Annotated in this window: 22 protein-coding genes; 8 read left to right on the top strand and 14 right to left on the bottom strand. The window is 55.2% G+C overall.

Annotated features, from left to right (window positions below):
- Position 1: 1 nt before the first annotated feature.
- From mutL to IEX96_RS08895, 5 genes are all read right to left on the bottom strand, one after another.
- On the bottom strand, positions 2 to 1,849 hold the full coding sequence (gene mutL / locus IEX96_RS08915) for a DNA mismatch repair endonuclease MutL (protein ID WP_150006011.1): 1,848 nt from the start codon (positions 1,847 to 1,849) through the stop codon (positions 2 to 4).
- Between the two features lie 112 nt (positions 1,850 to 1,961).
- The gene (locus IEX96_RS08910; RefSeq protein ID WP_188873801.1) at positions 1,962 to 2,426 is read right to left on the bottom strand and encodes a DUF3035 domain-containing protein; all 465 of its coding nucleotides are present in this window, start codon (positions 2,424 to 2,426) and stop codon (positions 1,962 to 1,964) included.
- 92 nt (positions 2,427 to 2,518) lie between these two features.
- A complete protein-coding gene (lspA, locus tag IEX96_RS08905; protein WP_229773630.1) occupies positions 2,519 to 3,034 on the bottom strand; it encodes a signal peptidase II in 516 nt (171 codons plus the stop codon).
- The gene (ileS, locus tag IEX96_RS08900) at positions 3,031 to 5,871 is read right to left on the bottom strand and encodes an isoleucine--tRNA ligase (RefSeq protein WP_150006008.1); all 2,841 of its coding nucleotides are present in this window, start codon (positions 5,869 to 5,871) and stop codon (positions 3,031 to 3,033) included. Before ileS ends, lspA begins: the two co-directional genes overlap by 4 nt.
- 195 nt (positions 5,872 to 6,066) lie before the next feature.
- Positions 6,067 to 7,095, bottom strand: coding sequence for a bifunctional riboflavin kinase/FAD synthetase (locus IEX96_RS08895; RefSeq protein WP_229773629.1), 1,029 nt, complete (start codon positions 7,093 to 7,095; stop codon positions 6,067 to 6,069).
- Positions 7,096 to 7,360: 265 nt separating this feature from the next.
- Between IEX96_RS08895 and IEX96_RS08890 the strand changes: the two genes are divergently transcribed.
- Both IEX96_RS08890 and IEX96_RS08885 read left to right on the top strand, forming a co-directional pair.
- Complete coding sequence (locus IEX96_RS08890; RefSeq protein ID WP_149999664.1) at positions 7,361 to 7,747, top strand: response regulator; 387 nt, start codon at positions 7,361 to 7,363, stop codon at positions 7,745 to 7,747.
- On the top strand, positions 7,747 to 8,604 hold the full coding sequence (locus tag IEX96_RS08885) for a protein phosphatase CheZ (protein ID WP_188873800.1): 858 nt from the start codon (positions 7,747 to 7,749) through the stop codon (positions 8,602 to 8,604). The genes IEX96_RS08890 and IEX96_RS08885 overlap by 1 nt, the downstream gene beginning before the upstream one ends.
- A gap of 71 nt (positions 8,605 to 8,675) precedes the next feature.
- Here the strand turns inward: IEX96_RS08885 and IEX96_RS08880 are convergent, their stop codons facing one another.
- The 3 genes from IEX96_RS08880 to IEX96_RS08870 form a co-directional block, all read right to left on the bottom strand.
- On the bottom strand, positions 8,676 to 9,515 hold the full coding sequence (locus IEX96_RS08880; protein ID WP_150006005.1) for a TIGR01459 family HAD-type hydrolase: 840 nt from the start codon (positions 9,513 to 9,515) through the stop codon (positions 8,676 to 8,678).
- 68 nt (positions 9,516 to 9,583) lie between these two features.
- A complete protein-coding gene (locus IEX96_RS08875) occupies positions 9,584 to 10,780 on the bottom strand; it encodes an EAL domain-containing protein (RefSeq protein ID WP_188873799.1) in 1,197 nt (398 codons plus the stop codon).
- Positions 10,781 to 10,879: 99 nt separating this feature from the next.
- Entirely contained in the window at positions 10,880 to 12,064 is a 1,185-nt protein-coding gene (locus IEX96_RS08870) for a sensor histidine kinase (protein ID WP_188873798.1), read from the bottom strand.
- 213 nt (positions 12,065 to 12,277) lie between these two features.
- On the opposite strand from IEX96_RS08870, the gene IEX96_RS08865 reads away from it, so the two are divergent.
- From IEX96_RS08865 to IEX96_RS08845, 5 genes are all read left to right on the top strand, one after another.
- Positions 12,278 to 13,153 (top strand): DUF748 domain-containing protein, encoded by an 876-nt coding sequence (locus IEX96_RS08865; protein ID WP_150006000.1) that lies wholly within the window; start codon positions 12,278 to 12,280, stop codon positions 13,151 to 13,153.
- 117 nt (positions 13,154 to 13,270) lie between these two features.
- Positions 13,271 to 13,564: an SCP2 sterol-binding domain-containing protein gene (locus IEX96_RS08860; RefSeq protein ID WP_149999656.1), complete on the top strand. Its 294-nt coding sequence runs from the start codon at positions 13,271 to 13,273 to the stop codon at positions 13,562 to 13,564.
- A 109-nt stretch (positions 13,565 to 13,673) separates the two neighbouring features.
- Complete coding sequence (locus IEX96_RS08855; protein WP_188873797.1) at positions 13,674 to 14,870, top strand: acyl-CoA dehydrogenase family protein; 1,197 nt, start codon at positions 13,674 to 13,676, stop codon at positions 14,868 to 14,870.
- Between the two features lie 11 nt (positions 14,871 to 14,881).
- Positions 14,882 to 15,400, top strand: coding sequence for a DUF1499 domain-containing protein (locus tag IEX96_RS08850; protein WP_150005999.1), 519 nt, complete (start codon positions 14,882 to 14,884; stop codon positions 15,398 to 15,400).
- Between the two features lie 89 nt (positions 15,401 to 15,489).
- On the top strand, positions 15,490 to 15,993 hold the full coding sequence (locus IEX96_RS08845; RefSeq protein ID WP_150005998.1) for a hypothetical protein: 504 nt from the start codon (positions 15,490 to 15,492) through the stop codon (positions 15,991 to 15,993).
- A 105-nt stretch (positions 15,994 to 16,098) separates the two neighbouring features.
- Here IEX96_RS08845 and IEX96_RS08840 read toward each other — a convergent pair whose 3' ends face one another.
- From IEX96_RS08840 to IEX96_RS08825, 4 genes are all read right to left on the bottom strand, one after another.
- Positions 16,099 to 17,457, bottom strand: coding sequence for an Ig-like domain-containing protein (locus IEX96_RS08840; protein ID WP_188873796.1), 1,359 nt, complete (start codon positions 17,455 to 17,457; stop codon positions 16,099 to 16,101).
- A 135-nt stretch (positions 17,458 to 17,592) separates the two neighbouring features.
- Complete coding sequence (locus IEX96_RS08835; protein ID WP_150005995.1) at positions 17,593 to 18,090, bottom strand: DUF2793 domain-containing protein; 498 nt, start codon at positions 18,088 to 18,090, stop codon at positions 17,593 to 17,595.
- Positions 18,091 to 18,144: 54 nt separating this feature from the next.
- Positions 18,145 to 20,391, bottom strand: a complete 2,247-nt coding sequence (locus tag IEX96_RS08830; RefSeq protein ID WP_188873795.1) for a phage tail protein — start codon at positions 20,389 to 20,391, stop codon at positions 18,145 to 18,147.
- Complete coding sequence (locus tag IEX96_RS08825; RefSeq protein ID WP_188873794.1) at positions 20,388 to 20,897, bottom strand: NlpC/P60 family protein; 510 nt, start codon at positions 20,895 to 20,897, stop codon at positions 20,388 to 20,390. The genes IEX96_RS08830 and IEX96_RS08825 overlap by 4 nt, the downstream gene beginning before the upstream one ends.
- On the opposite strand from IEX96_RS08825, the gene IEX96_RS08820 reads away from it, so the two are divergent.
- Positions 20,896 to 21,732, top strand: coding sequence for a hypothetical protein (locus tag IEX96_RS08820; RefSeq protein ID WP_188873793.1), 837 nt, complete (start codon positions 20,896 to 20,898; stop codon positions 21,730 to 21,732). The genes IEX96_RS08825 and IEX96_RS08820 overlap by 2 nt on opposite strands.
- 8 nt (positions 21,733 to 21,740) lie before the next feature.
- On the opposite strand, the gene IEX96_RS08815 is transcribed toward IEX96_RS08820, so the two are convergent.
- Both IEX96_RS08815 and IEX96_RS08810 read right to left on the bottom strand, forming a co-directional pair.
- Complete coding sequence (locus tag IEX96_RS08815; protein WP_188873792.1) at positions 21,741 to 22,583, bottom strand: phage/gene transfer agent baseplate hub protein; 843 nt, start codon at positions 22,581 to 22,583, stop codon at positions 21,741 to 21,743.
- A 3-nt stretch (positions 22,584 to 22,586) separates the two neighbouring features.
- Entirely contained in the window at positions 22,587 to 24,944 is a 2,358-nt protein-coding gene (locus IEX96_RS08810; RefSeq protein ID WP_150005988.1) for a DUF2460 domain-containing protein, read from the bottom strand.

Genomic DNA, 24,944 nt, shown 5'->3' with positions numbered 1-24,944 from the left:
TTTAACGGCGACCAAACAGCCGCTCCACATCCCGGAGTTTCAGCTCCACATAGGTGGGGCGCCCATGATTGCACTGGCCCGAATGGGGGGTGGCCTCCATCTCGCGCAGCAAGGCATTCATTTCATCCAGAGTTAATCGCCTGCCCGCTCGCACGCTGCCATGACAAGCCATGGTGGCGCACACCTCTTCCAGCCGTTCCTTCAGGGTCAGGCCCTGATCCAATTCCGCCAGATCATCGGCCAGATCGCGCACCAAGCGCACACTGTCCACCTTGCCCAACAAGGCGGGTACTTCGCGGACCACCACAGCGCCATCGCCAAATGGCTCCAGCACCAGCCCCAATTCGGCAAATTCTTCCGCACGGGCCAGAACACGGCTGGCGGCATCCGGGTCCAATTCCACCACATCGGGAAGCAACAACATCTGACGCGCCACACCGCTTTTCTCAAGCGATGCTTTCATGCGCTCATAAACCAAGCGCTCATGGGCCGCATGTTGATCCACAATCACGATGCCATCGGCATTTTGCGCCATGATATAGGTTTCATGGAGCTGCCCGCGGGCCGTGCCAAGGGGATAATCCTCTCTCTGCGCTGCCTGCTCTTGCTCTTGTGTGACGGGTTCGTGCCGGGCAGATACAGGTATCGTTTCGGGGTCGAAACGACTTTGTTCCGGCATAGGGGAGGTCGGTGCCTGCCATGAACGGGCCGCATCATGAAAGCCGCCACCCAAGGCAGATTTCTCCCCATAAGCAGGGCGCGTTACGGGGGAAGTGGCCGGACGTGCCGCCCCCAAAGCCGCCTGGCTGACACTGGTGGAGGCCCGATGCCCTGCCGCCCCCAAAGCATGACGCAAACCGGAAACAATCAGACCACGCACCAGCCCCTGATCGCGGAAGCGCACTTCGGCTTTCGCGGGATGCACATTCACATCCACCGCATGCGGGTCCAGTTCCAAAAACAACACCAAAACCGGATGCCGGTCACGGGCAAGGAAATCCGCATAGGCTCCACGCACCGCCCCTACCAGCAACCGGTCTTTTACCGGACGGCCATTGACGAACAAATATTGCTGCTGGGCATTGCCCCGGGAATAGGTGGGAAGACCGGCAAATCCCTTCAGCCGCAAATCATCGCGCACCGCATCCACTGCCACCGCATTATCGGTAAAGGCCCGCCCCAGAATGTCACCCAGACGTGCCTTTTGCGCGTCGTCTCCTGTGGAAAGCGCCCGTTCGGCGCGGAACAACACCCGATCCCCATCGCTGAGGCTGAAGGCCACATGGGGATGGGCCATCGCCAGCCGCTTTATAATATCCAGTGCATTGGATTGTTCGGTGCGATCGGCTTTCAGGAATTTCAACCGCGCAGGGGTCGCATAAAACAGATCCCGCACCTCTATCCGCGTGCCCGCCGATAAAGCCGCAGGAAGAGGGCCGGTTTTCGCCCCGGCATCCACCTTTAGCGCCCAGGCCTCATCCGCGCCTTTGGCCCGGCTGGTGATGGATAGCCGACTGACAGAACCAATAGACGGCAAGGCTTCCCCACGAAACCCGAGGGTGCCAATGGCATTCAAGTCTTCAGCGCTGCGTAGTTTCGAGGTGGCATGGCGCTCAACGGCCATCCCCAATTCTTCGGGCGACATGCCAATGCCATCATCCGTTACAGAAATAAGCGCCTTTCCACCTTCGCGCAGCACCACATCAATATGATGCGCCCCCGCATCCAGCGCATTTTCCACCAATTCCTTAACGGCACTGGCGGGGCGTTCCACCACTTCACCTGCGGCGATCTGATTGACCGTCTGTTCATCCAAAAGATGGATACGCCCGCTTTTCCCATCGTCCATAAGTACCCGCTTTTCATGATCGCCATTGCCGATATCAGCATAGCAAAACGGCCGCCCTTGATGAAGGACGACCGCTCAAAATTCTGAAGGAAACAAAGCGCTGATGCGCAGGTCAGCGCGGATCGGATGTAAGCCGTTGAATACTGGCCCCATCGCTTTCCATCGAGCGCGGCTCCATCGCCAGGATTTCGGACAACATCGGCCCTTTGTTCACCAATGCCGTATCATCTCCCACAGTGGAACGGATATCCGCATCGGCCTGGGGGAAATTATCCAGAAGCGCCATTTCCGCAGCGGATGGTTTTGGTGGAACAGTCGTATGGCCGGGGAAAAGCGCATCCACCACCTGGGCGGCGGGTTGGATATTTTGCGGGCTAGGCACGCCGGGGCGTGGGGGGCGCAACTGGAAATCAGGCGGCACCACCAAAGGGCGTTTATCAACCACCACAAATTCATCGGGCGGGCTTTTGCCAGACCCGATCAGATCACCAACCCAAACGCATCCACCAAGGCCGACAAAGGCCACAGCAGAGACGGCAAAACGGACAAGGCCGCGATATCCGAAAGAAATGGTCAAGGATTTTCCTCGCAACTATCGGTTATTTTCAACAAATCATATGGTCTTTGTACGGAATTTTAAGGCTGACAGCAAGCGTGCCGCTTCGCCTCTCAAGCGGATTGTCGTTGCGGATGTACGAAACTGTCAATCAACAACAGCACAACACCCACGCTGATCGCCGCATCCGCCACATTGAAGATGTAAAAAGACCAGTTCCCCACATGAACATGGGCAAAATCCACCACCGCTCCATAAAGCACCCGATCCCATATATTGCCAATGGCCCCGCCCAGAATCAGCCCAAGAGCCAAAGCAGGCAGGCGCAAGCGGGTGCGCTGCAACCAAATGGCCAGCAGCACCGAGATCAGAGATGTGAGGCCGATCAGAAAAACGCGCCCCCCCATTGTGCCTTGCTGGAACAGCCCAAGGCTTACCCCTTCATTCCAAACGAAGGTCAGGCTGAAAAAAGGCAGGAGGAGGCGTGTATCCCCCACCTGCATTGCCAGGCCATCCAGAATCCAGAGCTTGCTGAGCCGGTCTGTTAAAAGCACCAGCAAAACCACCAGCCAGCCAATGCGCCGTGCGGCTTTTTGGGTGCGCAATGAGTGGGCGAAAAGAGGCTTCACGCCGCACCACATCCCGGTGCCTGCACCGTTTTTGCACAACGCTTGCAAATATCGGGATTAGCGGCATCGGCCCCGACCTCATCGCTGACCACCCAGCAACGCTGGCATTTTTCACCAGAGGCCTGCTCCACCAGAACAGCCACATGCGGCACATCTTCAAGCCGCCATGCCTCATCCGGCCCGCTTCCCACAATCACCTCAACGGAAGACGTGATGCAAATCTCTGCCAGATCAAGGCCATCAAGCGCTGCCATCAACTCAGGATCGTCGATATAAAGTTTGGGGGCCGCCTGCAAAGACGAGCCAATACGCTTTTCGCGGCGCTCCACCTCTAGCGCGCCGGTAACCACGCGCCGGATAGCCCGGATCTTCGTCCATTTTTCCTCCAAGACCGGATTGCGCCAGCTGTCAGATGTTTCCGGGAATTGCTGTCGATGCACGCTTTGTGCGTCCACACCGAATCGCGCCTGCCAGACCTCTTCCGTGGTAAATACCAATATCGGCGCCAGCCAGCTTGTCAGGCGATAGAACAACAAATCCAGAACCGTGCGCGCGGCGCGGCGGCGGATACTGTCTTTGGCATCGCAATAAAGCGCATCCTTGCGGATATCGAAATACAGCGCCGAAAGCTCGACAATGCAAAACTGGTAAAGCGCCTGGAAATAAGGGTTGAAATCAAAGCCGTTGATCTTGTCACGCACCAGCGCATCAAGCTCGGCCATGCGGTGCAACACCCATTGTTCCAGCTCTGGCATCTGGTCGATGGGTAGCCGTTCGCTTTCTTCAAAGCCTGCCAAATTGCCCAGCAAGAAGCGCAGGGTATTGCGAATCTTGCGATAAGCATCCACCTGCCCTTTGATGATTTCCTTGCCGATCCGCACATCTTCGAAATAGTCGGTCGATACCACCCACAGGCGCAGAATATCGGCCCCATACTGGTCGACAATATCCTGCGGCGACAAGCCGGTGCCCGCAGATTTGGACATTTTGCGGCCATCGGCATCCAATGTGAAGCCATGGGTCAAAACCGCCTCATAGGGCGGGCGGCCGCGTGTGCCGCAGGCTTCCAATAGGCTGGACTGGAACCAGCCGCGATGCTGATCCGACCCTTCCAGATACAAGGATGCCGGCCAATTCAGCTCTTCGCGTTCTTCCAAAACAAAAGAATGTGTAGAGCCGGAATCAAACCACACATCCAGAATATCGGTGATGGCTTCCCAGTCATCGGGATTATGGTCCGAACCGAGGAAACGCTTGGGATCTCCGGCAAACCACGCATCGGCCCCTTCTTCCCGCACCGCAGCCACGATACGCGCATTGACCGCATCATCTTGCAACACCTCGCCCGTGACGGGATTGGCAAAGACCGTAATGGGCACGCCCCAGGCACGCTGGCGACTGATCACCCAATCGGGGCGATCCGAAACCATGCCGCGGATACGATTCTTGCCGCGCGCCGGAATCCAGCGCACCTGTTCGATCCCTGCCAAGGCTTTTTCGCGCAGGCCGTTCGTTTCCATGGAAATGAACCATTGCGGCGTGTTGCGGAAAATCAGCGGGGCTTTGGAACGCCAGCTATGGGGATAGCTGTGTACGAAGGTGCTTTTGCCCCACAAGGCATCATTTTCGGCCAGAAGATCGCAGATCTTGTCGCCCACCTTATACACATGATCGCCCGCCACCAGCGGCATATGATCATAATAGCGGCCATCACCGCCCACGGTCATCGGCACTTCGATGCCGAATTTCTGGCCGACGATGAAATCGTCTTCACCATGGCTAGGGGCCGTGTGCACAAAGCCGGTCCCCGCATCCACCGTAACATGATCACCGGGCAGCAAGGGCACATCGAACTCATATCCCCGCCCACGCCACGGATGGGCACAAACCGTATTGGCCAGATCGGCGCCGCGATAGCGTTCCACCACCCCATGAACAGTGATGGACGCCCGTTGCGCAAAGGCACTGAGCAAGGCTTCAGCCACCAAAAAGCGTGTCCCGCGTTTGATCAAGGCGCCGTCGGACAGCTCATCGGCATCTACCAGCACATAATCGATATCCGGCCCGAAGCAGATGGCGCGGTTGGCCGGAATGGTCCACGGCGTGGTGGTCCAGATCACCACCTTGGCGGTGGACAGGGCTTCGATGTCGGTTTTGATAATGGGGAACGCCACATCGATCTGGGTGGAACTATGGTCGTGATATTCCACCTCGGCCTCGGCCAGCGCGGTTTTTTCCACCGGCGACCACATCACAGGCTTCGAGCCGCGATACAACGCGCCCGACATGGCGAATTTCAGCAATTCCTGAACGATTTTGGCCTCGGCCTCATAGGCCATGGTGGTATAGGGATTGTCCCAATTACCAAGGATCCCCAGACGCTTGAACTGTGCACGCTGGCGGTCAATCCACTTGGCGGCGAAAGCCCGACATTCCTTGCGGAATTCAACCGGGTCCACCTCGTCTTTGTTTTTGCCCTTTTTACGGTAGGCTTCTTCCACTTTCCACTCGATGGGCAGACCATGGCAATCCCAGCCGGGCACATAAGGGGCATCATGGCCGGTCATCTGATAGGCGCGAACGATCACATCCTTCAGGATCTTGTTCATCGCATGGCCGATATGGATATCCCCATTGGCATAGGGCGGCCCATCATGCAGGGTAAAGCGTGGGCGATCACGGCCCGCATCGCGCAGGCTTTGATAAAGATCGCTTTTTTCCCAATAAGCCAGCCATTCCGGCTCTTTTTGCGGCAATCCGGCACGCATGGGAAGATCGGTTTGGGGAAGGAAGATCGTTGCACGATAATCGCGCTTGGTGGGTAAGTCACCGGACATGGACAGTCCTCACGTCATTGAATAAGGCAGGAATTGTTAAGTTGCACATGGCCCCGGCCTTCAAACAAAGGCCGGGCCAATAATTCGCCTCTCCACACCGGTGATATATGCGCCACTCAACATAGGAAATCTTTTAGCAATGCCATAACAAGCGGGCAAGAGACTGTTCGCCCCTTCCACCGCGGAATACCCGCTTTATCGCGGTTTTGCCAAAGCAACGGGATGGTCGGCGAGATAACGATCCAGGCGGGGCGGCGGAAGGTGATCACGCGCATTTTCGGGATCGGACAACAGCGTTCGGGCGGTTTGACAATCTTGTGCGATCTGGGCTTTCAGTTCCTCTATGCCAGAAAATTTCTGCTCCGCACGCACAAATCCCACAAATTCGACCCGAATATGCCGACCATATAAATCCCCCTCGAAATCGAACAAAAAGGTTTCAAGGGTGACATCCTGTTTATCAAAGGTGGGGCGGCATCCCAGATTGGCAACGCCGCCATAAATTGCATCGTCGCCTTCCACCGTTACCCGAACGGCATAAACGCCGAATTTGGGATGAAGCACATCTTCCAAAGCCAGATTGGCCGTGGGGAAGCCGATGGTTCGCCCGCGCTTGTCACCTTCCTGAACATGTCCGGACAAAGTCCACCAATGGCCAAGCAAGGACGCGGCCCGGCGCGCCCGACCTTCACGCAAGGTATCGCGCACAAGGCTGGAAGAATAAATCTGCCCCGCCGCGCCTTCGATACCGAAGGTCACAGGCTCCACCACACTGAGGCCAAAGCCTTCCATTTTGCCCATCCAGGCCAGCAGATCCGACCCACCGGCACGCTTTGCCCCAAACCGGTAATCATAACCCGCCAGCAAATGCAAAACGCCCAGTTTCTCGCATAAAATTTCCGTCACGAATTGCTGCGGGGGAAAATGCGACAGCGTGGCATCAAATGGTAAGCTCACCAGCAAATCCACACCAAACTGCTCCAAAAGCCATGCCCGCTCCCGAAAGGGGGTCAGGCGGAAAGGCGGGTCATTGGGACGGAAGAAGCTGCGCGGATGCGGCTCTGTGGTGACAACAGCCAAAGGTACTCCCATGTCCCGCGCCAACCGGCCCGCCTCTCCCACCACCACCTGATGGCCGCGGTGGAAACCATCGAAATTTCCCAAGGCCGCAACAGATCCCCTTAGGGAAGGCGGCAAGGACAATGGGTGGCGAAGAATCTCCACGGGTGGATTGGCTCCTGACAGACTGGGCTTGAGGTGCATCCCTACAGATATTTCTGCGAGACCAAAGAGACGGCACTATAGCCGGAGGAGGAAACACCGGGCAAGGCGCACATAAAAGCGGCTTTTTGTACCGATATAAAATTTAAACAGTCAGTCGAAAGGCATTAACCAGTTTTTTAGAGGCGGGGTATTATGGTGCTTCTCTCTTAACCGACGGAGGATCGCTCCGTCTGAATTCAGCCAATTTTCAGGGGTTTGGACAACTATGGCCGTAGATAAGGCGATGCCCATCCTTATCGTCGATGATTATAAGACGATGCTTCGAATCGTTCGCAACTTGCTCAAACAGCTTGGGTTCGACAATGTGGATGAAGCAACCGATGGTTCACAGGCGCTGGAGAAACTGCGCAGCAAAAATTACGGCCTGGTCATTTCCGATTGGAATATGGAGCCAATGACAGGGTACGAACTTTTAAAAGAAGTGCGTGCCGATGCGCAGCTTAAAGCGCTGCCATTCATCATGGTCACGGCGGAATCCAAAACGGACAATGTGATCGCAGCCAAAAAGGCCGGCGTAAACAACTATATTGTGAAGCCCTTCAACGCTGCGACGCTCAAACAAAAGCTGTCGGCTGTGCTTGGGGAATTCTGATGGGTGCCGAAGAACTCCCGGAAAAGATCGAAGCCTTGGTCGATCGCCTTCGGGAGAAGCGGGACGAGACTCTTTCTTTGACCGATGTTGCCTCGGTAACGGAAGTGCTCATCGGAACGATGCGCACCTATTTCCGCTCAATCGACACAAAGATCTACCGCGAATGTCGGACATTGAGCGACTATATAGGCAATGCGCGCAAGGAAATCGCGGCGCTTCAGCCAAGAGATCTGGAAACGGACCGTATTCCCCGTGCGGGCATGGAGCTGGATGCCATCGTCCAGCAAACAGAAACGGCGACCAATACCATTATGGAATCGGCTGAAGCCATCATGGGGGCGGACCCGCAGGATGTGGAAACGTTCCAGCAAATCGTGCAGGACAATATCATGCAGATATTTGAAGCCTGCTCGTTTCAGGACATCACCGGCCAGCGCATTTCAAAAGTTGTGCAAACGCTCACCTATGTGGAAGGGCGTATTCACGAATTGCGTAGCCTTTTGGGCATTACCGATGATGAAATTTCCGCTGCAGCAGACGATGAAGTAGAAGAAGCAGTGGACGAGGATCGAGCTTTGCTTCGTGGTCCGTCCCTGGAAGGGGAAGGCATCGATCAGGATGCTGTCGATGCCTTGATGGGGGGAAGCCCCAAGACAGAACCTGCTAAAAGCCCCAAAGCCGAACCGAAAAGTCCCACGCCTGCAGCAAATACAAAAAAAGCAGCGCCACAAAAGAAAGCGCCTGCGCCAAAGCCTGCAGCCAAGCCCGCAGCAAAAGCGGCGAAGCCAAAAGCAGAAGATCCACCCGCCTCATCCGGCTCCAGCAGTCAAGATGATATCGACGCTTTGTTTGGATAACTGAAAACCGTATCGCCGCGATCAGGGATGGCGACAAAACGTCATCCCCAATGCTGCCCTCTCTCAAAGACTTACCATTGCAGAAATTCCATCCGGTAAGCCGGAACCGCCCGATGTTGCTTCATCAAAGGTTCGATCCCTTGGGCCAGAAAATCTGCATGATGCACACCATGCTCGATCAATATACTGGCGATTCCCTCACGGGCTGCACCGGCAATATCGGTGGCAAGACCATCGCCAATAATCAATTGCTCTGATGCGGAAACCTCTCGTCCGGCATGCTCTGCAAAAAAATGCCGGCTGGCCGCATAAGGGGGCGGTGCGGGCTTGCCTAGCCAAACAACCGGCCCGCCCATGGCTTCATAGCGGTCCGCCACGGCCCCGGCGCAAATAAACATCTTCCCTTCATGGCGTACCACCCGATCAGGATTGGCACATAAAAGCGGCCGCCGGTTCTGCGCCGCTTTGGCAAGCAATGGCATATGCGCGTCCACATCCCGGCCAACCAGCCCCGTGGCAACGATCACATCGGCCTCATCCGCATGATCCACCTCGAACAGGTCCATCTGCTCAACGGTTGCGCGGTCTTCCTGTGGCCCCAGATGATAGAATTTCTGCCCCTGAAAATCCCGCTCCAGATGGCTGCGGGTCAACTCGCCAGAGGTGATCACCGTATCATAGGCGTCCTCTCCCACCCCCAAAGCCTGAAGCTGTTCCCGCACCTGAAACGCGCGACGGGGTGAATTCGACACAAGGGCCACAGAAACGCCTCCTCGGCGCGCACGGCTTAGTGCATCAACGGCGGGCAAAAAAGCACAAGCGCCATCATGCACCACCCCCCAAATATCACACAGAATAAAAGGATGTCTGGAAACAAGCGAAGACAAGCCGGAAAGGACCGGAACGGGCATAGGATCAAGCCATAATCAAGAGGATACAAGAAGCGCAAAAGGGTAACGAGAAAACGATATGCGTCAAATCATCCGCTCTCGCCACCACCATCTTCACGATTAAGACGCGGTTTTCCAAACAAATAGCCCTGCGCCAGGGAAATATCCAGATCCAGCAATTCGAGAACCTGACTTTCTTCCTCGATCTTCGAAGCGATCAAATCAATACCCTGACGCTTTAACGCACGGCGCACATCACCGGGATGAAGGTCCACCTGCTCTCCCAGCAATATATCAGCGTCCACCTTCACAAAGCGCACATAAAGCGATTTTAGAAAGGCGGCGTCCAAGCGCAAATCATCCACATGGTCCAACCCGAAGCTGTAGCCGCTTTCTCCTAAAGCACTTAAACGGTTACGCGTCCGTTCATCCATGGACAGCAAATCGGCTTGAGGAAACTCGAACACCAACCGGTCCGCCAATTCCTTATTTGCCGCCATAAAATCAATGAATTGCGGAAAGAACTCTTCATCAAGAACAGAGGCTGCGGAAATATTGCAAAAAAAGTGCACATCAGGGCGCCGGGGGCCCAATTTCCGAACCAGCTGGATACAGCGGAACAACAGTAAATTATCCAGCGTCCCCACAAGGCCGGAGCTTTCCGCAACAGGCAGATATTGCTGTGGATAAATCACTTCATCATGCAAGCCGCGCACCCGCGAAAAACATTCATAATGCTGTGGCCGACGCGACGGCAAAGCAACAGTGGGTTGCAAATACAAATCCACCCGATTTTCAGACAGCGCCCCTTGCACGACCGAAAGAATATCCGCTTCTATATCGGGGGACAGCTCGGCACGTGCGGCTTGCGTCACCGCAACGCCCTGCAAAAGCCCCTCAACATTCACATCGTCTTTGCGCAATCCCGTCCCGGATCGTCCAATGATCTGCCCAAGCAATGTCTGCAACACCCGCATTTCACGGATCATATCCTCGGTGGAGCCGCTGGCATTCCCCTCTATTTGGCGCAAGGCCGATACATCCAGACCCAATTTGTCTGTTTCCCTAGCGATCCGTGCCACGGACCGTTCAATTCCCCGAAAACGTCGATCAATGCCCCGTTTCGATGACAGAACGAACAAAAGAACAGCCAAAAGGAAGATCGAAAAGGAAGCCAAAGCCACCACAGACTGTGGCCAGCCGGCATAGTCCGGCACGATCAGCGTCACAACAATGGACAGCGCCAAAAGAAATAAGAAATATAAAATAGGAAAGAAAACAGTCATTTCCGCCCAATATTTGCCCGCATTCATCTGGAGCCTAAACCACAGACCGCCGGCTGAAAAGGGGCGCTTGGGCCGTAAACGCATAAATATCGGTTTGGCCTAGTTTTGGAAACATAAGTGATGGACGGGAAAGTGAATACAGCAGGAGAATCCTTCTCCGCCTTCTTTCCCGGAAACGGACATGATCCCGCCATTTCGCTCCGCCAAAACCTTTGCCATCGGCAATCCGGCAGTTTTCCGCCGGTGTGGTGAGGCATAAACGTCCGTCTCTTCATCAAAGGCCGCAGCCGCGGCATTGATTTCATCCAAAGACAAAGACGGCCCAAGATCCGACATATGGAGTGTCAGACGACCCGCTTCATCGAGAAACACCGAAAACACGACCCGGCTATGGCGGGGGGCACATAATAAGGCATTTTCCATCAAGGCCGACAAAAGCCCCAATATATCCGCAGATACAGCACGCAGCTTTGGCAAAGCGGCTTCAATGCGCCGGCTTAAAGTAAGGCCGGCCCGCGTAAATCGCTCCCGGAACCCATCGAGAGACGATTCAACAAAAGCGCCCAAATCCACATCTTGCAGCGTGCGCGGCACCGTAGACACCCTGTCCTCGGCCACGGCCAAAAGATCTTCAATGCGGGTGAGCAGCTCTCGGCCCAATGTTACAATATCATCAGCATAATTCAGGGTCGGAGCATCCGGTTCACGCCCGATCCCTGCCATAATCTGGGAAAATCCCAAAATCCCATTCAGGGGAGTCCGCAAATCATGGCTGATCCGCGCCAGCATCCGCTCCCGCGCCTGCAAAGCGGCATCGCGGTCCCGTTGCGCCTGTATCAAGGCTTGATGCAGTTCTCCCTCTTGATGCCGCAACACCGCCACCATCCGCGGCGCGCGCCCTGCCATTCCCACCGGGCGCACTGTCATGGTAACAGGGATAGGCGACATCCCGTCATCAAATGGACGCAACATGACATCTACGCAAACAGGGCTATGACGCGCCATAGCCCTGTGCAAACGGACGATATCCCCCTGACGGGTCTGATCACTCAGCAAAGTAAATAATTGCATGCCACACAAAGATTGCCGAGACCGCCCCAGCCACGAACATAAAGCAGGATTGACATCAGAAATCCGCACATCCAGACGTGCAAGATCAAGATCCAAGATCAGAAGGCCCGCCTCACATTCTTCAAAAACAGCGTCAAACAGACCGGGATTTCCATCCCGCAAGCCAAGCATCGGGAAGTCCAGAGGCGCAAAACTACTACTGCTTTTCCTCACACTTCCATCCATAAACCCCTCAATTTTCCGCATCCATTAACACTGGAAACGCCCCAAGTGGCCGGATTCCAAAGAAAAATCACTGCTTCTTTTAAGACCATCGCCTATTCGTATTCGCGGATCAAGCCATTCATTAAGATATTATTAACTGTCGTCAATTGCCGAACAGACGGTTACACTTAAGAATGATGACACGGGACAAAGGGGAACATGATGCGTAAAGTTTTAATCTCACTATTGGTACTGCTGGTTCTGGTGATTGGAGCCGGAGCCTTATGGGTCTATCTGGAAGGTGAAGAGGCTTTGCGGGCCGGTATAGAGCGCCATGCGCCACCAATTTTAGGCGCGCCCGTTGCTGTAGAGAAAATTTCTTTTTCTCCCTTTACGGGACAGGCTGAAATAACCGGCGTTCGCATTGGTAATCCAGACGGATATCCCGATGCCGATGCCGTGCGCCTTGGCTCCTTCATGGTCAAGCTCAAGCCCCAATCCGTTTTGACCGATCTGATCGATATCAAAACCATACGGATTGATGCGCCGGAGCTACGGATCGAGCCGGGCCCCAACAGCACCAATTTGCAAAGCATCCAAAAAAACATCGAAGACTTCATTGGCCCTGCGCCGACAGAGGAAGAGGATGTGGCCGACATACGCATTGGGGATTTCCAGCTCAATGATGCAATGATCACCATTGGCGGCGGCAAGATTGGCTTTTCCGATCAGAAACTGGAATTGGCCGATATCCACTTGCAAAATATCGGCGGAACGGAAGGCATCGCCCCGTCACAAGCGGCACAGATTGTCTTCGATGCCTTGATGCCTCAGGTGAAAAAAGCGTTAGCCAGTGAAATGGGCAAGCAATTATTAAGTGATGCTCGCGGGAAACTGGATAATCTGGAAGACAAAGCGCGGGAAAGGCTTGATGATGTCAAATCCGATTTGAAAGACCGCCTGAAAGAAAAAACCTCTGACCTGCCCGGCGGGCTCTCTGAAAAGGCCGATGAAGCGCTGAAATCCGGCCTTGGCGGTCTGCTCAAAAAGAAGAAAACAGACGACGGGGATAAGGACAAGGATGGAAACCGTCCTTGAGAAAAAGCTCCCATAGCCGGGGGCTGTCCCCCGGCGAAACACCATGCTAGCGTGCGCGACAGAATCGACCAGAAACCGTCGACAATCTGTTAACCATGTAAAAAAGGAGTCTTTTTCATGAGCCTTGCCGAACTGACTGAAACCGTTCGCACGAAAGTATCCGGGTCTGGCATTTCCAGCGTCATCAAGTTCGATCTCGGCGATCTTGGGGTGATCCGCATTGATGGCAGCCAAACTCCGCCCAATGTCGATAATGACGATGCAGATGCCGATTGCACGATCAAAGTTGAAGAAAGCGATTTCCGCGAAATCCTTGATGGCAGCCAAAATGCCCAGATGGCCTTCATGATGGGCAAGCTGAAAGTGGATGGCGATATGGGAGCCGCAATGCAATTGGCTGGCGCTCTTTAATCAGCGTTTTCTGCGTGCCGGGGCCCGTCTGCTTTTTACCCGCAAGCGGTTATAAAGTGGCGGTCCCGGTGCCTTTCTGCCCCGGAACACCATAGGCCGGAGAGGGATAATGGACCTGTCATTCACAAAAGAAGATCGGGCCTTTCATGAAGATGTGAAAGATTTCTTCGCCCATGCCATTCCAAAGGAATTGCGCGAAAAGCTCGATCATGGGACGACGCTTTTGAAAAGCGACTATGTGACTTGGCAAAAAATCCTGTTCGACAAAGGCTGGATAGCCCCGAACTGGCCAACTGAAGTGGGCGGATGTGGCTGGAATGCCACGCAACAATATATCTTCAATCTGGAATTGGGCTTATCCGGCGCCCCAAAGCCTATCCCTTTCGGCCTGAATATGGTGGGGCCGGTGATTTACACCTTCGGCACCGAGGATCAAAAATCCCGCCATTTGCCATCCATCCTGAGCAGCGATATCTGGTGGGCACAGGGCTATTCCGAACCGGGAGCCGGGTCCGACCTTGCCTCTCTGCGCATGACCGCTGTCCGTGACGGCGATACTTATATTCTGAATGGCACCAAGCTGTGGACCACCATGGCCCACTGGGCCGACTGGATTTTCTGTTTGGCCCGCACATCCAAAGAAGACAAACCGCAAAAAGGTATCTCCTTCATTCTGGTGGATATGCGCACGCCGGGCATTCAGATCGATCCGGTCATCACCATTGATGGCGAGCATCATGTCAATCAAGTCACCTTTGAAGATGTGCGCGTCCCCGTCGAGAACCGCGTAGGCGAAGAAGGAAAAGGCTGGACCTGCGCCAAATTCCTGCTTGCCAATGAACGCCAGGCCATCACCGATCTGGGTGCGAAAAAACGGATGATCAAGCGCCTGCGCAAGTTGACACATGACGTGACGGCCAATGGCCGGCCGCTTGCACAAGACCCTGATTTTTCAAGGAAAATAGCCGATCTGGATATTCAGATTTCCGGACTTGAATATACGGAATTGCGTTTTCTGGATGCTCAATTGCGCGGCGAAGAACGTGGCATCGAACCATCCATTCTCAAGGTTCGCGGCACAGAATTACAACAAGCCCTATCAGAATTATATGTCGAAGCCTTGGGCTATTATGCCCTTCCCTATCCAGACCAGAAAGAGGGTCGCGGGCGCAATGAGCCAGATATTGGCCCCATGGGTGCCGCTGCAGGGATGGGACACTTCCTTTACTCCCGCGCTGCGACCATTTATGGGGGAACCAATGAAGTGCAAAGAAACATCATGGCCAAACTTCTTCTTCGCGCCTGAAAGGCCCCTATATGTCTGTTATTGATGCCATTCGCTACGCGGCCATTGCCGTTTCTATTCTTGTCATCATTGCGGGAATGGCCCTTTTGTTCATGTCGCCTAGCCAATTAGAAGGGCTTTTCAACGAAAAAGAACTGCCCGTCATTGAGTTTGCGACTCTGACCAGAACAGACAAGCCCAACAGCTATCTTCTCTGCCCTGCGGATCGCTGCCCGCAAGCATCTCCCGATGACAGTGCGCCAGTCTTTGATTTGAGCAGCAATGACCTGCGTGCCCGGTTGCTGGAATATGTAGACCGATCCCCCGATATTCGCACCCATCGGCTTGATTTGGAAAACCAGCAATTTGAATTTGTGGAACGCACACCGATGATGCGGTTCCCCGACATCATTACCGTGCGCATTTATCCCACCGATGAGGGCGGCTCGACATTGGCAATTTACAGCCGCTCCGTTTACGGACATTCTGATCTTGGTGCGAACAAGAAGCGCATCACGCGCTGGTTGGCGGCCATCGCGCCGAACAACTGAGCATTTGAAACGAATTGTTTGGTTAATTCTTCATTAAGCCTTAGCTTCGACACTCAAGGTGCCATCCATCACCTTGGGAAGAGGATCTCATGAAGGCCACATGGAAAACAGCATCGCTTGCCGCGATCATGATCAGCGGCCTATGCAGCCAAACGGCCTATGCACAATGCATGGACGCCAAAGAACGTGCGGCCCATGATATGCGGCTTTTGCAAACGCAACTGATGGTGGGAGCCCTGCAATGCCGTGGCCGCAAAGATCTTGGTCAACGTGCGTATTATAATGAATTCATCCGCAGCCATCGCGATGATCTGGCCCGCCATGGCAATGCATTGGTCGGGTATTTTGAGCGTAGTTATGGCCAAAACTATAAAGTCATGCTGGATAAGCATGTCACCAGCCTTGCCAATGCCGTGTCCTCGGCAGTTCGTACAACCCCGGATTTTTGCACGAAAATCGCCCAGATCGGCGCACGCATAAGCCAAACGCCCAACGACACACATATCCGCGTGGGCCTGCCGATGAAAATCGACAACACCCTTGGAACCTGCCTCGCCGACAGCAAGTCTTCCCCGTCTCCGAATACCCAATAATATCGAACACTCTGCTGCCTATCGCGGCAAAGCTACACAGCATTTATAAAAAAGGCGGACCCGATATTGGTCCGCCTTTTATTCGTTTATCCACGCGATCCGGTCTTAGCTGCCGGGTTTGGGAAACAAGATCTCGACGCGACGGTTTTGCGGCTCGCGCACACCATCATCGGTTTGCACAAGCGGATCAGACTCGCCGCGCGCGGCACTCAGAACCGAATCGCTTGGAACGCCTAGCCCTGCAAGGGCCTTTTCAACCGAAGCTGCCCGCCGTTGCGAAAGACCTTGATTGTATTTTGCAGCGCCGGAGCGGTCGGTATGGCCCACCACTTCGATACGGGCGACACCATATTTCTTAAAGGCATCGGCGGCATCACGCACAATTTTTTCTGCTTCGGGAGCCAATGTGGCGCTATCGAAATCGAAGAACACGATGAACGGGCCGATTTCCGGAGACAACACATCCACATCGACCGTTGCGGTTGCCACCGAACCATCCTGATCCTGCACAGTATAGGTAAAGCGGTCACGTCCCACATATTTGGGATCGGCCGTATAGCGCACAGCACCACTCGGATCGCGGGAAACCTTACCATATTGGGCTTCCCCTATGGTCGCGATACCGGCCAAACGCCCTTCCGGGTCCCGATCATTGGCCAACACATCGATCATCACACTATTCCCGGCTTCCACCCGCGCCCGATCATTTTCAGCACGCGGCGCACGATTAGGCGGCGGAGCCGGTGCGGCCACAGGAGCCGGAGCTGCTTGCGCTTTCTTCGGACCACCGAAAGCATAACGCAGCCCCACCAAAACGGAATGAGACTTATATTTTGCCTGCGCATCAATGGCATCAGCCACAAGCAGTCTGCTTTGGGCCGTGGTCAAAAAGCGATAGCCCACTTCCGCAGTCCAGTGGTCGCTTAATTGCGAACTAAAACCAGCAAGCGCCTGAAAAGCCGGCTCTGCATCATTGGAACGAAGCAAGTCCTGCCCACCAGCCAAACGATAATCCAAATCGACAATCGCCACGCCGATCCCCGCCCCAAGATAAGGCTGGAACCCCTTCACAACCGGCACATCATAGATGAAATTGGCCATAATGGTCGAGGCATTGACATTGGTATCAACCAACGCCGTTGGACCGGACAATGGTCCAAGCCCCAAAGCGGCCCCTGCACCGCCATCGGATCGCACGGTCAAACCGTCCAGATCATTGCGGCGCTGCATAAATTCCAATTCCAGCCGCATGGGCTTGAAATCATAGCCAATGGCGCCGCCCAGCACCAAACCCAGATCGCGCTCGTCTTTCGAGGCAAAATTCCCTTCAAGAGCTTCGTCATGAGCCCAGTTGATGCCCGCGCGAATGGCACCGTAAAAATTTCCATCCTGTTCTTGCGCACCGGCTGCGGTGCCTAAACATAAAAAGCTGGTGGATGCGAGAAGCAATAAGTTCTTTTTCATGACGTTCCCCTTCATGTCCTCTCAGCCTATCCCAATGAAGCCAAGAGCAACGCGTTAAATCATACTCCCCTATGGGATGCTGTACAATTTTGTCGAAAACATGTTGAAAAACGCACTTAAATCGCCATCAGGTTGCTAAGTTGCAATCAGGCCATGATTACGGAGCGTCGCAAGAAGCGCACTCAAGCTGTCGCGCGCTTCTTGATCCACAATGGCACCGCCCACAGGGTCCGGAACTGGCCCTTGCCGCGGCCCCACAACCTGCTGCCCCCAAATAGAATAGCTGTCGGCCCACACATTTCCACTGCGCCAGAGAGTGCCTGTATAAATCGCATCAAATTGGCGATCCGCAAGCCACGCGCGCATTCCCTGCACAGGAGCAATAAACCGCCATCCCCCATCCAGCCATTGGGCGATTTCATTGTCATGTCCAGCCCAGGCCCCTAAAGCGCCGGCCCCAACAATCCACGCAGCGCCTTCGCTGGCATTTTCCGGAGGGTCCGTCTGCGTCGCGCTTTCGATATGCAGATGCAAAAGCAGATCAATGCGCGAAAGCGCTTCATTATGGGTCACTTCCTTTTGGGATTGATTGGTCAAGATAAAGGGGAAAGCGTGTCGTGGAGACAGGCTCATAATACTCTCCAAAATATTGCATGACTTTATAAGTGCCGTGGCAAAGGACAGCGCTTAAAGCAGACCGGTCCAAGAAAATCCACGCCCGACAAGAGCGCTCACTTGATAAAGAGCCCCCTCGATTTCAGCGCGCGGCGCTCCGAAATCGGCCACCTGATCCGCCTCTGGATAAACGAGTTCCGGTCGAGATGCAGAAATCGTGCGCACCACCTGCCCCGCATCCAGAATGTCCAGTTCATACAGTTCACGTTCCTCGCCCAAAGGAACATCGCGGCCATCGACCCAATCCCCGGATTGCCGGGTTCGACGGACCCAGCGAACCACCAAATCCTGACCTTCACGGCTGGCCTTCACATGAACCGGAGCCAAGGGCATCAAGGATCGCCCCTGATATGACAAGGTTTCGGGATTTACATCATCCAGGCGATTATTCACCGACACCGCCTTTATCAGCATGGATTGCCCCAACAAGGACTCCGGCACTGTCATCTCCACCAGCCCGCCGCCATCAAGCAGCACAAACCGCTCACCGGGTTGATGGTCGTTCATGGCCCACTCCGTGCCATTGCGCCCACGCAACAAGCCCCGCAACCGATAGCTTCCATCGGCATCCAGAAACGCATCGCGGAACTGAATGATCTCGTTGCCCGCAACGATCCGGTTTGCCCCGTTCAGAACAGCAAGAGAGGTTCTGCTTTCCAATTGCATATCCGGCCGCATCAATCGCACACGGATCTCGTTTTGCTCGTCCCAATAGGCGCTGGGGCCTTGGGGCAGAAAGGTCAAAACCTCTCCCATGATAGCGGCGACCCGGCTGCTGACCAAAATGTCATAGGTTTCGCCCCCATCGCGGGACAAATAGGCAGAACCACCGCGCCAGCCCGGCGATCCACCGGCCAGAGCGGCAAGAACCTGTGAAGGCTCCCGCGATGTGCCAAGCCCGGGAAGATCCAGGGCCTGAAACTCCGTAGACCCCACAAGTTCCACCACCGGCGTGGTAAAATTGCCCGTTGCCGAACTATTGAAATCCAGATTGGGCAAGGTGCTGATGGGATAGCCCGATACCAGAACCCCGTCCGGTGCGATGTCCATTTCCTCGATCAGCAACCGAATCGTCGTTTTATCCAACTGATAGGACAACCGATCTCCCGCCTCCAGAGACGCAAAATCCACCGGCAAGCGAAGCTGATGCGTTTCTTGCTTCATCCATGAAAGGGCAAGCATCTGCTCGGCTTGCCGTTTGGCTCTGTCGCCACTTAAAAAGAGCGGACTGTCGATGATGCCCCGATTGCCTACATATCCTTGCTGTCGGCGCGCCCTTTGTAGCGCTGGCTGATAATCCCGTTGCGGATCGCCATACCGCACGCTCAGTTCCTGTAAAAGATCCGCCCCTTGTTCTCTGGTGATATGCACGGCCCAGCGATCTTCATCGGTCCGTCCACCGGTTCCCATATCTGTCTCGAAAACCGTTCGTTCGTCCCCCGCATCAAGAGACCGGAACGACAGCACCCCGCCCCCTTCCGAAACGCTGGCCGGAAAAAGCCCCATAACCCCTTCAATGGCGGACCGCGATGGCACGTCCCTTGCCAGCGCCAACCCTTCAATGGATTGATCAAGGCCCGTCGCCTGCGCTGTCTCAACCCCGGACCGGGTAGCGATTTCCACCAGAAGATCGCCTGCCGACACGGCATCATCGGCAATCACTTCAAAGCTTAAATTGGGCACGCGATTGGCAAATTCAGCCAGTTCCAGCCCTTCAAGAACCGCATAAGCCATGCCCCGAAAGGCCGGTGCATTGGCAATCCCTTCGTGGGCTTCGATCAAGACATCGGGATTTTGCGTTTCTGTCCCTTGATAAACCCGCAAAGTGGCCGGTGACAGCCACCGCCCCGCCTCGTCGCGCAACAATTTCCCATCGGCCCAAATCCGGCGCACTCCCTGAATGGGCCGCGCCCCCAAGCCCACGGCCAAAGACACGGAATAGCTAAAAGTCACCGTCGAGGTCGATTTGCGACCCTTCCCGCCCGATTGCTTTTCTTCGCTTCTTTTTTCGATCAGGCCGCTGGACCAAAGAACATTGCCCGACACCCTTGCCGTGCCGAACACCAAGGGGATCGTCTCGCCAAGAGCCGAACTTTGAACGGACAGATCCGACAAGCGCGGCCCTTCCCGGACACTCCCCCCGCCCAGAAAAACGGACCGATCGATCACGCTGCCAATCGCGGCCCCCACAAGCCCCCCGGCAGGCCCCGCGACCACAAAGCCCGCCACGCTTGCCGCCTGCAACACCAAAGTCGTCATTGCACATTCCCCGGATAGTGAAAGCCGCATAAGATGGATCGGCGCCAATGGGCATCGAGCCGATGCTCAACCACCCGTCCGGCCCGCTCACAGGCATGAATCAGCCCGTCCCCTGTATGAATTGCCAAATGTTGCAAGGCGCCACCGATCTGCAAGCACGCCACATCGCCCCTCCCCGGAGTCTTGATCTTGCAAAACCCGGCATCTTCAGCGGCAAGAAGCAATCGGTTGTCAGAAAAACTGCGCGGATAACCGGTCTGGTCATAACAAGTGACCCCCAATTGCCACCCCACCCATAAAATCAGTCCAGCGCAATCAAACCCCCGCCCCACCTGTCGCCCTTGATGACGAAAAGGCGTCCCCAAAGCCGTTCTGGCTGTCTCGACAATCAAATCGGGTGAAACCACTCTTCTATTTGCATCCCCGCTTGTGCTATCGCTCGGTATTGAAGGGGCGGCACGCGGATCGCAATCAATGCCCGCCTTATCGAAATAGTGAGGAATCATGGACGCCAATTCTTTCATCATCTATCTGCATGAGCTGCGCAATCAGTGCCTTTACACCCACTCAGCGCTAAGCATTTTCAATCAGTCCCTTGAGAAGAAAAGCCAGACCGGGGTCTTGTTCTCGGGGCAAGCCGCACTGAATGCCGCCTCGCAGGTTGGTGCCATTTTGTGGCCATCCCGCGCCCGCGCGCGCCGACGCGGCGAAGTGCTCCGGGAAAAACTTCAGCTTCCCGATAGCCATGCCTTAGGGGATCGCCGGTTTGTGGAACTATGGGAACATGCCGATGAAAAGCTCGACGAGTGGATCAAAAACACCAAAGGTCAGCGGGTCCTGTTTGATTTCGTCGGTGACCCGAAAACCATCGACCTTCCGGGCCTGAAGGAAGATTGCGTTTACCGGCTTTATGATACGACCAGCCATGTGTTCGTATTTCGTGGGCTTGGCTATAATATGGTCAATCTTTCCAAGGCTATCGAGGAAATCGGCCGCCGCACGGAAATCCTGATGAAGCAGATCATGGATCAGGTTAAAGCCGCCGAAGGCGAAGGCCGCGCCGAAGAGCCAGCCAATAACGACAGCCCGCCCCAAGCGGCTCCCAAATCTGCTTCGGAAATCGAACCGATATCCGATGCAGCGGCTACCGCGGCAGAAGAGCCAAAGGATTCTGCCGAACAAGAATCCGCCAAGGCAGAAGCTCCGGCAAAAGCCGAAGCCAAGCCAAAAGCGGCCGCCAAACCCAAAGCCGCGGCAAAGCCAAAAGCCGCCGCTAAACCGGCTGCAAAATCTACAGCGAAGCCAAAAGCCAAAGCCAGCAAAGCCAAAAGCGACGCATAAAACCGGCTTTATTGGAATCCCGGATAATCCAGCAAAGCATCAATTCCGGGAACGAAAGGATCGCCGCGAAAATTTGGCACATTGTCGAATTTTTCGCGGCATTCCGCCAATGTCTTGTCGCAGCCCGCTGTCAAGGTGAACACATCCCCCACAGCAATGGGCCTTGGTGGGGCCTGAAACAAGGTCAGGCGGCCCATTTCAAAGCGCCGTACTTCACTAACCAGGCCACCATTCCCCCCCAAATGCCAGCGCAGCTTCCCAAAATCATACCATCCATCGGGATCGCCGCTGAAATCCACCACGAAAACGGTCTCGTCGATCACCGCCTGAACCGATGCCGTGCGCCGAAAGGCATTCAAGGACTTTTTGCACCGCCGGTCTCCAAGTTCCGCCCGGCACCCGGGGGAATATTGTTCGGTGATGCTTTGTGACAGCGCATGCGTAAGGCCCCGCACTTCCGCACGAAAGCCTCCATCGATGCGGGTGATCCGGCCCAGCGTTCCTTGCTTTGCAAGCAACTGACCGGCATCGGGATTGTTCCAATCCACCATGAACACCGTCACCCGTGCCCCATCGAAACGGCCGCTGGACAGATCGTCCGGCACCAGATTTGTGCTTTTTAAAACCCCTTCGATCTCCAGATTATCGGCGGCCAGATCAGCGGTATCCCGCGCGGCTGTTGCCGATAGCCCGCCATCTGCATGATAGCGAACACCCCCCACCATCAGATCGCGGTCATGGGAGGTAAGCGCCACCAGCACCCCATCGCGCCTTTGAAGCCGCCAACAGGTAGCAAGACTGGTAACCTGTTGCGCCAGATGCGTTTGAAGCTGCGGAGTAATCTGCCGCATGGCCTATTCCTTGATTTCAAGAAGGCGGATGGCGGGGGCGGCCCCTGCATCGAACGCCTCCAATGATAAAGACAATGCATCATCGGCAAAACGCACCGGCACATCGAACAAAAATCCGGCGCTTACAACCGCGCCCTCCAGCGGAGCCACATCAAAGCGCACCAAACCGCTATGCGGATCAACACTCCATCCTGTGGTTCGCTCCACCCCATCCAGGGCAATACGCACAGATCCATCCACCGGTCGCGTAATACGCCGGATATGCGCCATATCGCCATCGCCATAGCGTTTGATTAACTGGAACTCCTGATTGCTGCCATCACCAACACCAATCTCCTGATCTGTAGGGGCGGGCGGACTGCGATCCAAAGACGACCTGTGATCGGCCCAATCACGAAAGCGAAAGCCATAAGCCCGGCCCGCGCGCGCCCGGAAAAAGGCCATCAGTTGCGCAAGATCATCCACCGAACGCAGACCGCTCGAAATATCATAATCCGCCCGCGCCTGATCCCAATCACGGTTGCGCCGTTCATGGCCCGAAGCCGTGGCCACCACACGGGTTGAAAAGCGCGGACCACCTGTCGATCCGAAACTGACCGTATCGGGCAGCCGCACATCATGAAATCCAGCCAAATCCTGCTCCTTTTGATCCAGATCGAACATCACCACGCCATCTCGCACCACCTGCGTATAGGCCCAGATCACCCGTTCGGAGAAACCCCGCCGTTCGGCATCTTCCAAGGCGAATTCAATATTGCGCCAGATATGGCGGTCTTCTTCTAAGAGCACAAAACCGCTGAAGAACTGTGTCTTTTCAAGTGGATATCCCAATTCCGAAACCACGCTATCGACCCCACGCGCATGATCTGCCCAATTGCCGTCGATCACATGGTCATAATCTTCGATCTGCATCAGGTCATAAGCGGGAGACGCCCAATGGCTCACTGGAAAATTGACACTGCGTAGCATTGGTGCGCTATCATCCAGAACTTGCGGGGTGAAAAACAACAGCGCCACATGCGCGCCGGGATACCGGTTTTTCACATGATCGCGCAGCCGGTGCGTTGCGGCCCCCAGTTTCTCGCCCAGCCAATCCAGAAAAAGCTGTTGCTCGGCGGATGGACTCTCGGTGGCACTTTGATGCATCGCCGGCACCGGATGTCCTGTTTCCAAAGGATATGCGGCAAGGGTTTGGGGATCATAAAAATGCGGTATGCGCCCCTCACCCAAAGAAACCCACCACCATGGCTCGCCAATTTGAAACACAGGCGGCAGCCCCGCGGCATCCATCAGATCGCCAAAAGCCGAAAAGACCCGTTCCAACCAGCCCAAGGCCTCCCCGTTCGTGGGCGCGATCAAGGTGGATGGCGGCTCCCAGCCGGTCAGGGCGCGGCTGCCATCATGGGCCCTTTGCGCCCACGCATCGGGTGCATTTTGGTCTAAAATCTCGAAGGACAAGGATAAAACCAGGGTCATCCGAAAGCGGGCGAGGCGAGAAAACAGATCTGTATGCCATGCCAGCGTTGCCGCATTGAGCGCCGGAGCAGCAGGATCAACCACCCAGCGCAAAGCCTGGGCATCCCATGCCATGGTGTAATAATGGCTCATCCCCACATAATGGGTGAACCATTCCCGATAGCCCAATTGCAGCACATTGCGCATCAACCGCGCGGGCGTGATGTTGAAGCTGTCATCATAGCCATTGGCCATGCGAATAGTGTGGGGCTTCACATAATCATCGCCTATCGCCAGATCCGCATTGCCGCCGGTGACGCGGATATCGCTCATGCTGACGCGCCCTTCCACAGCCCCGCCGGTCAGCGGGCTATCATCTTCGGGATCATAATCATCGGGAACCATGGAAATGAACATGCGATCGATATCGCCCGCATAAACCGGGTCCGCTTCCGCAGGCAGGAAAAACCCGCCATCCAGATGATTGAAATCCAGAGTGATCACAGCATTGCTCGCTGTGCCGGACGCATAGTTCCACAGGCGCACGAACCATGTGCGCGACACTCCCGAAGCATCGCGCCCTTCAATGGTCAGGGTTGGGCCAAAGCCATCGGCCAGCGTTTTGATCCCCACGCTTTGCCAGCGAAATGTAAGCACCACATGGCGATAATCGCGCCGGGCTTCATAAGACAACAAAGGATGATCGAATAAATCCTCGCTTTCCCAGATCAATCCGGCCAGATCGCTTCGCTGGTAAAAAACCAAAGACACGTCCAAGGCTTCGCCGCCGGGATTGGTGACAGCAGCCATCATCGGACGCGGAAAATTCACCGTCCAGAATCGCGGGTCGAAGCGGGTGATGGACTGCTCTTCAAAGCGGTCCGCCTTTTGCGATAACCACAACAT

Origin of the sequence: Iodidimonas muriae (genome assembly GCF_014647255.1) — a bacterium.
In the GTDB taxonomy this organism is placed as follows: domain Bacteria; phylum Pseudomonadota; class Alphaproteobacteria; order Sphingomonadales; family Rhodothalassiaceae; genus Iodidimonas; species Iodidimonas muriae.
The sequence above is the reverse complement of the archived record's forward strand: the minus strand, read 5'-3'. Positions and strand labels throughout refer to the sequence as shown.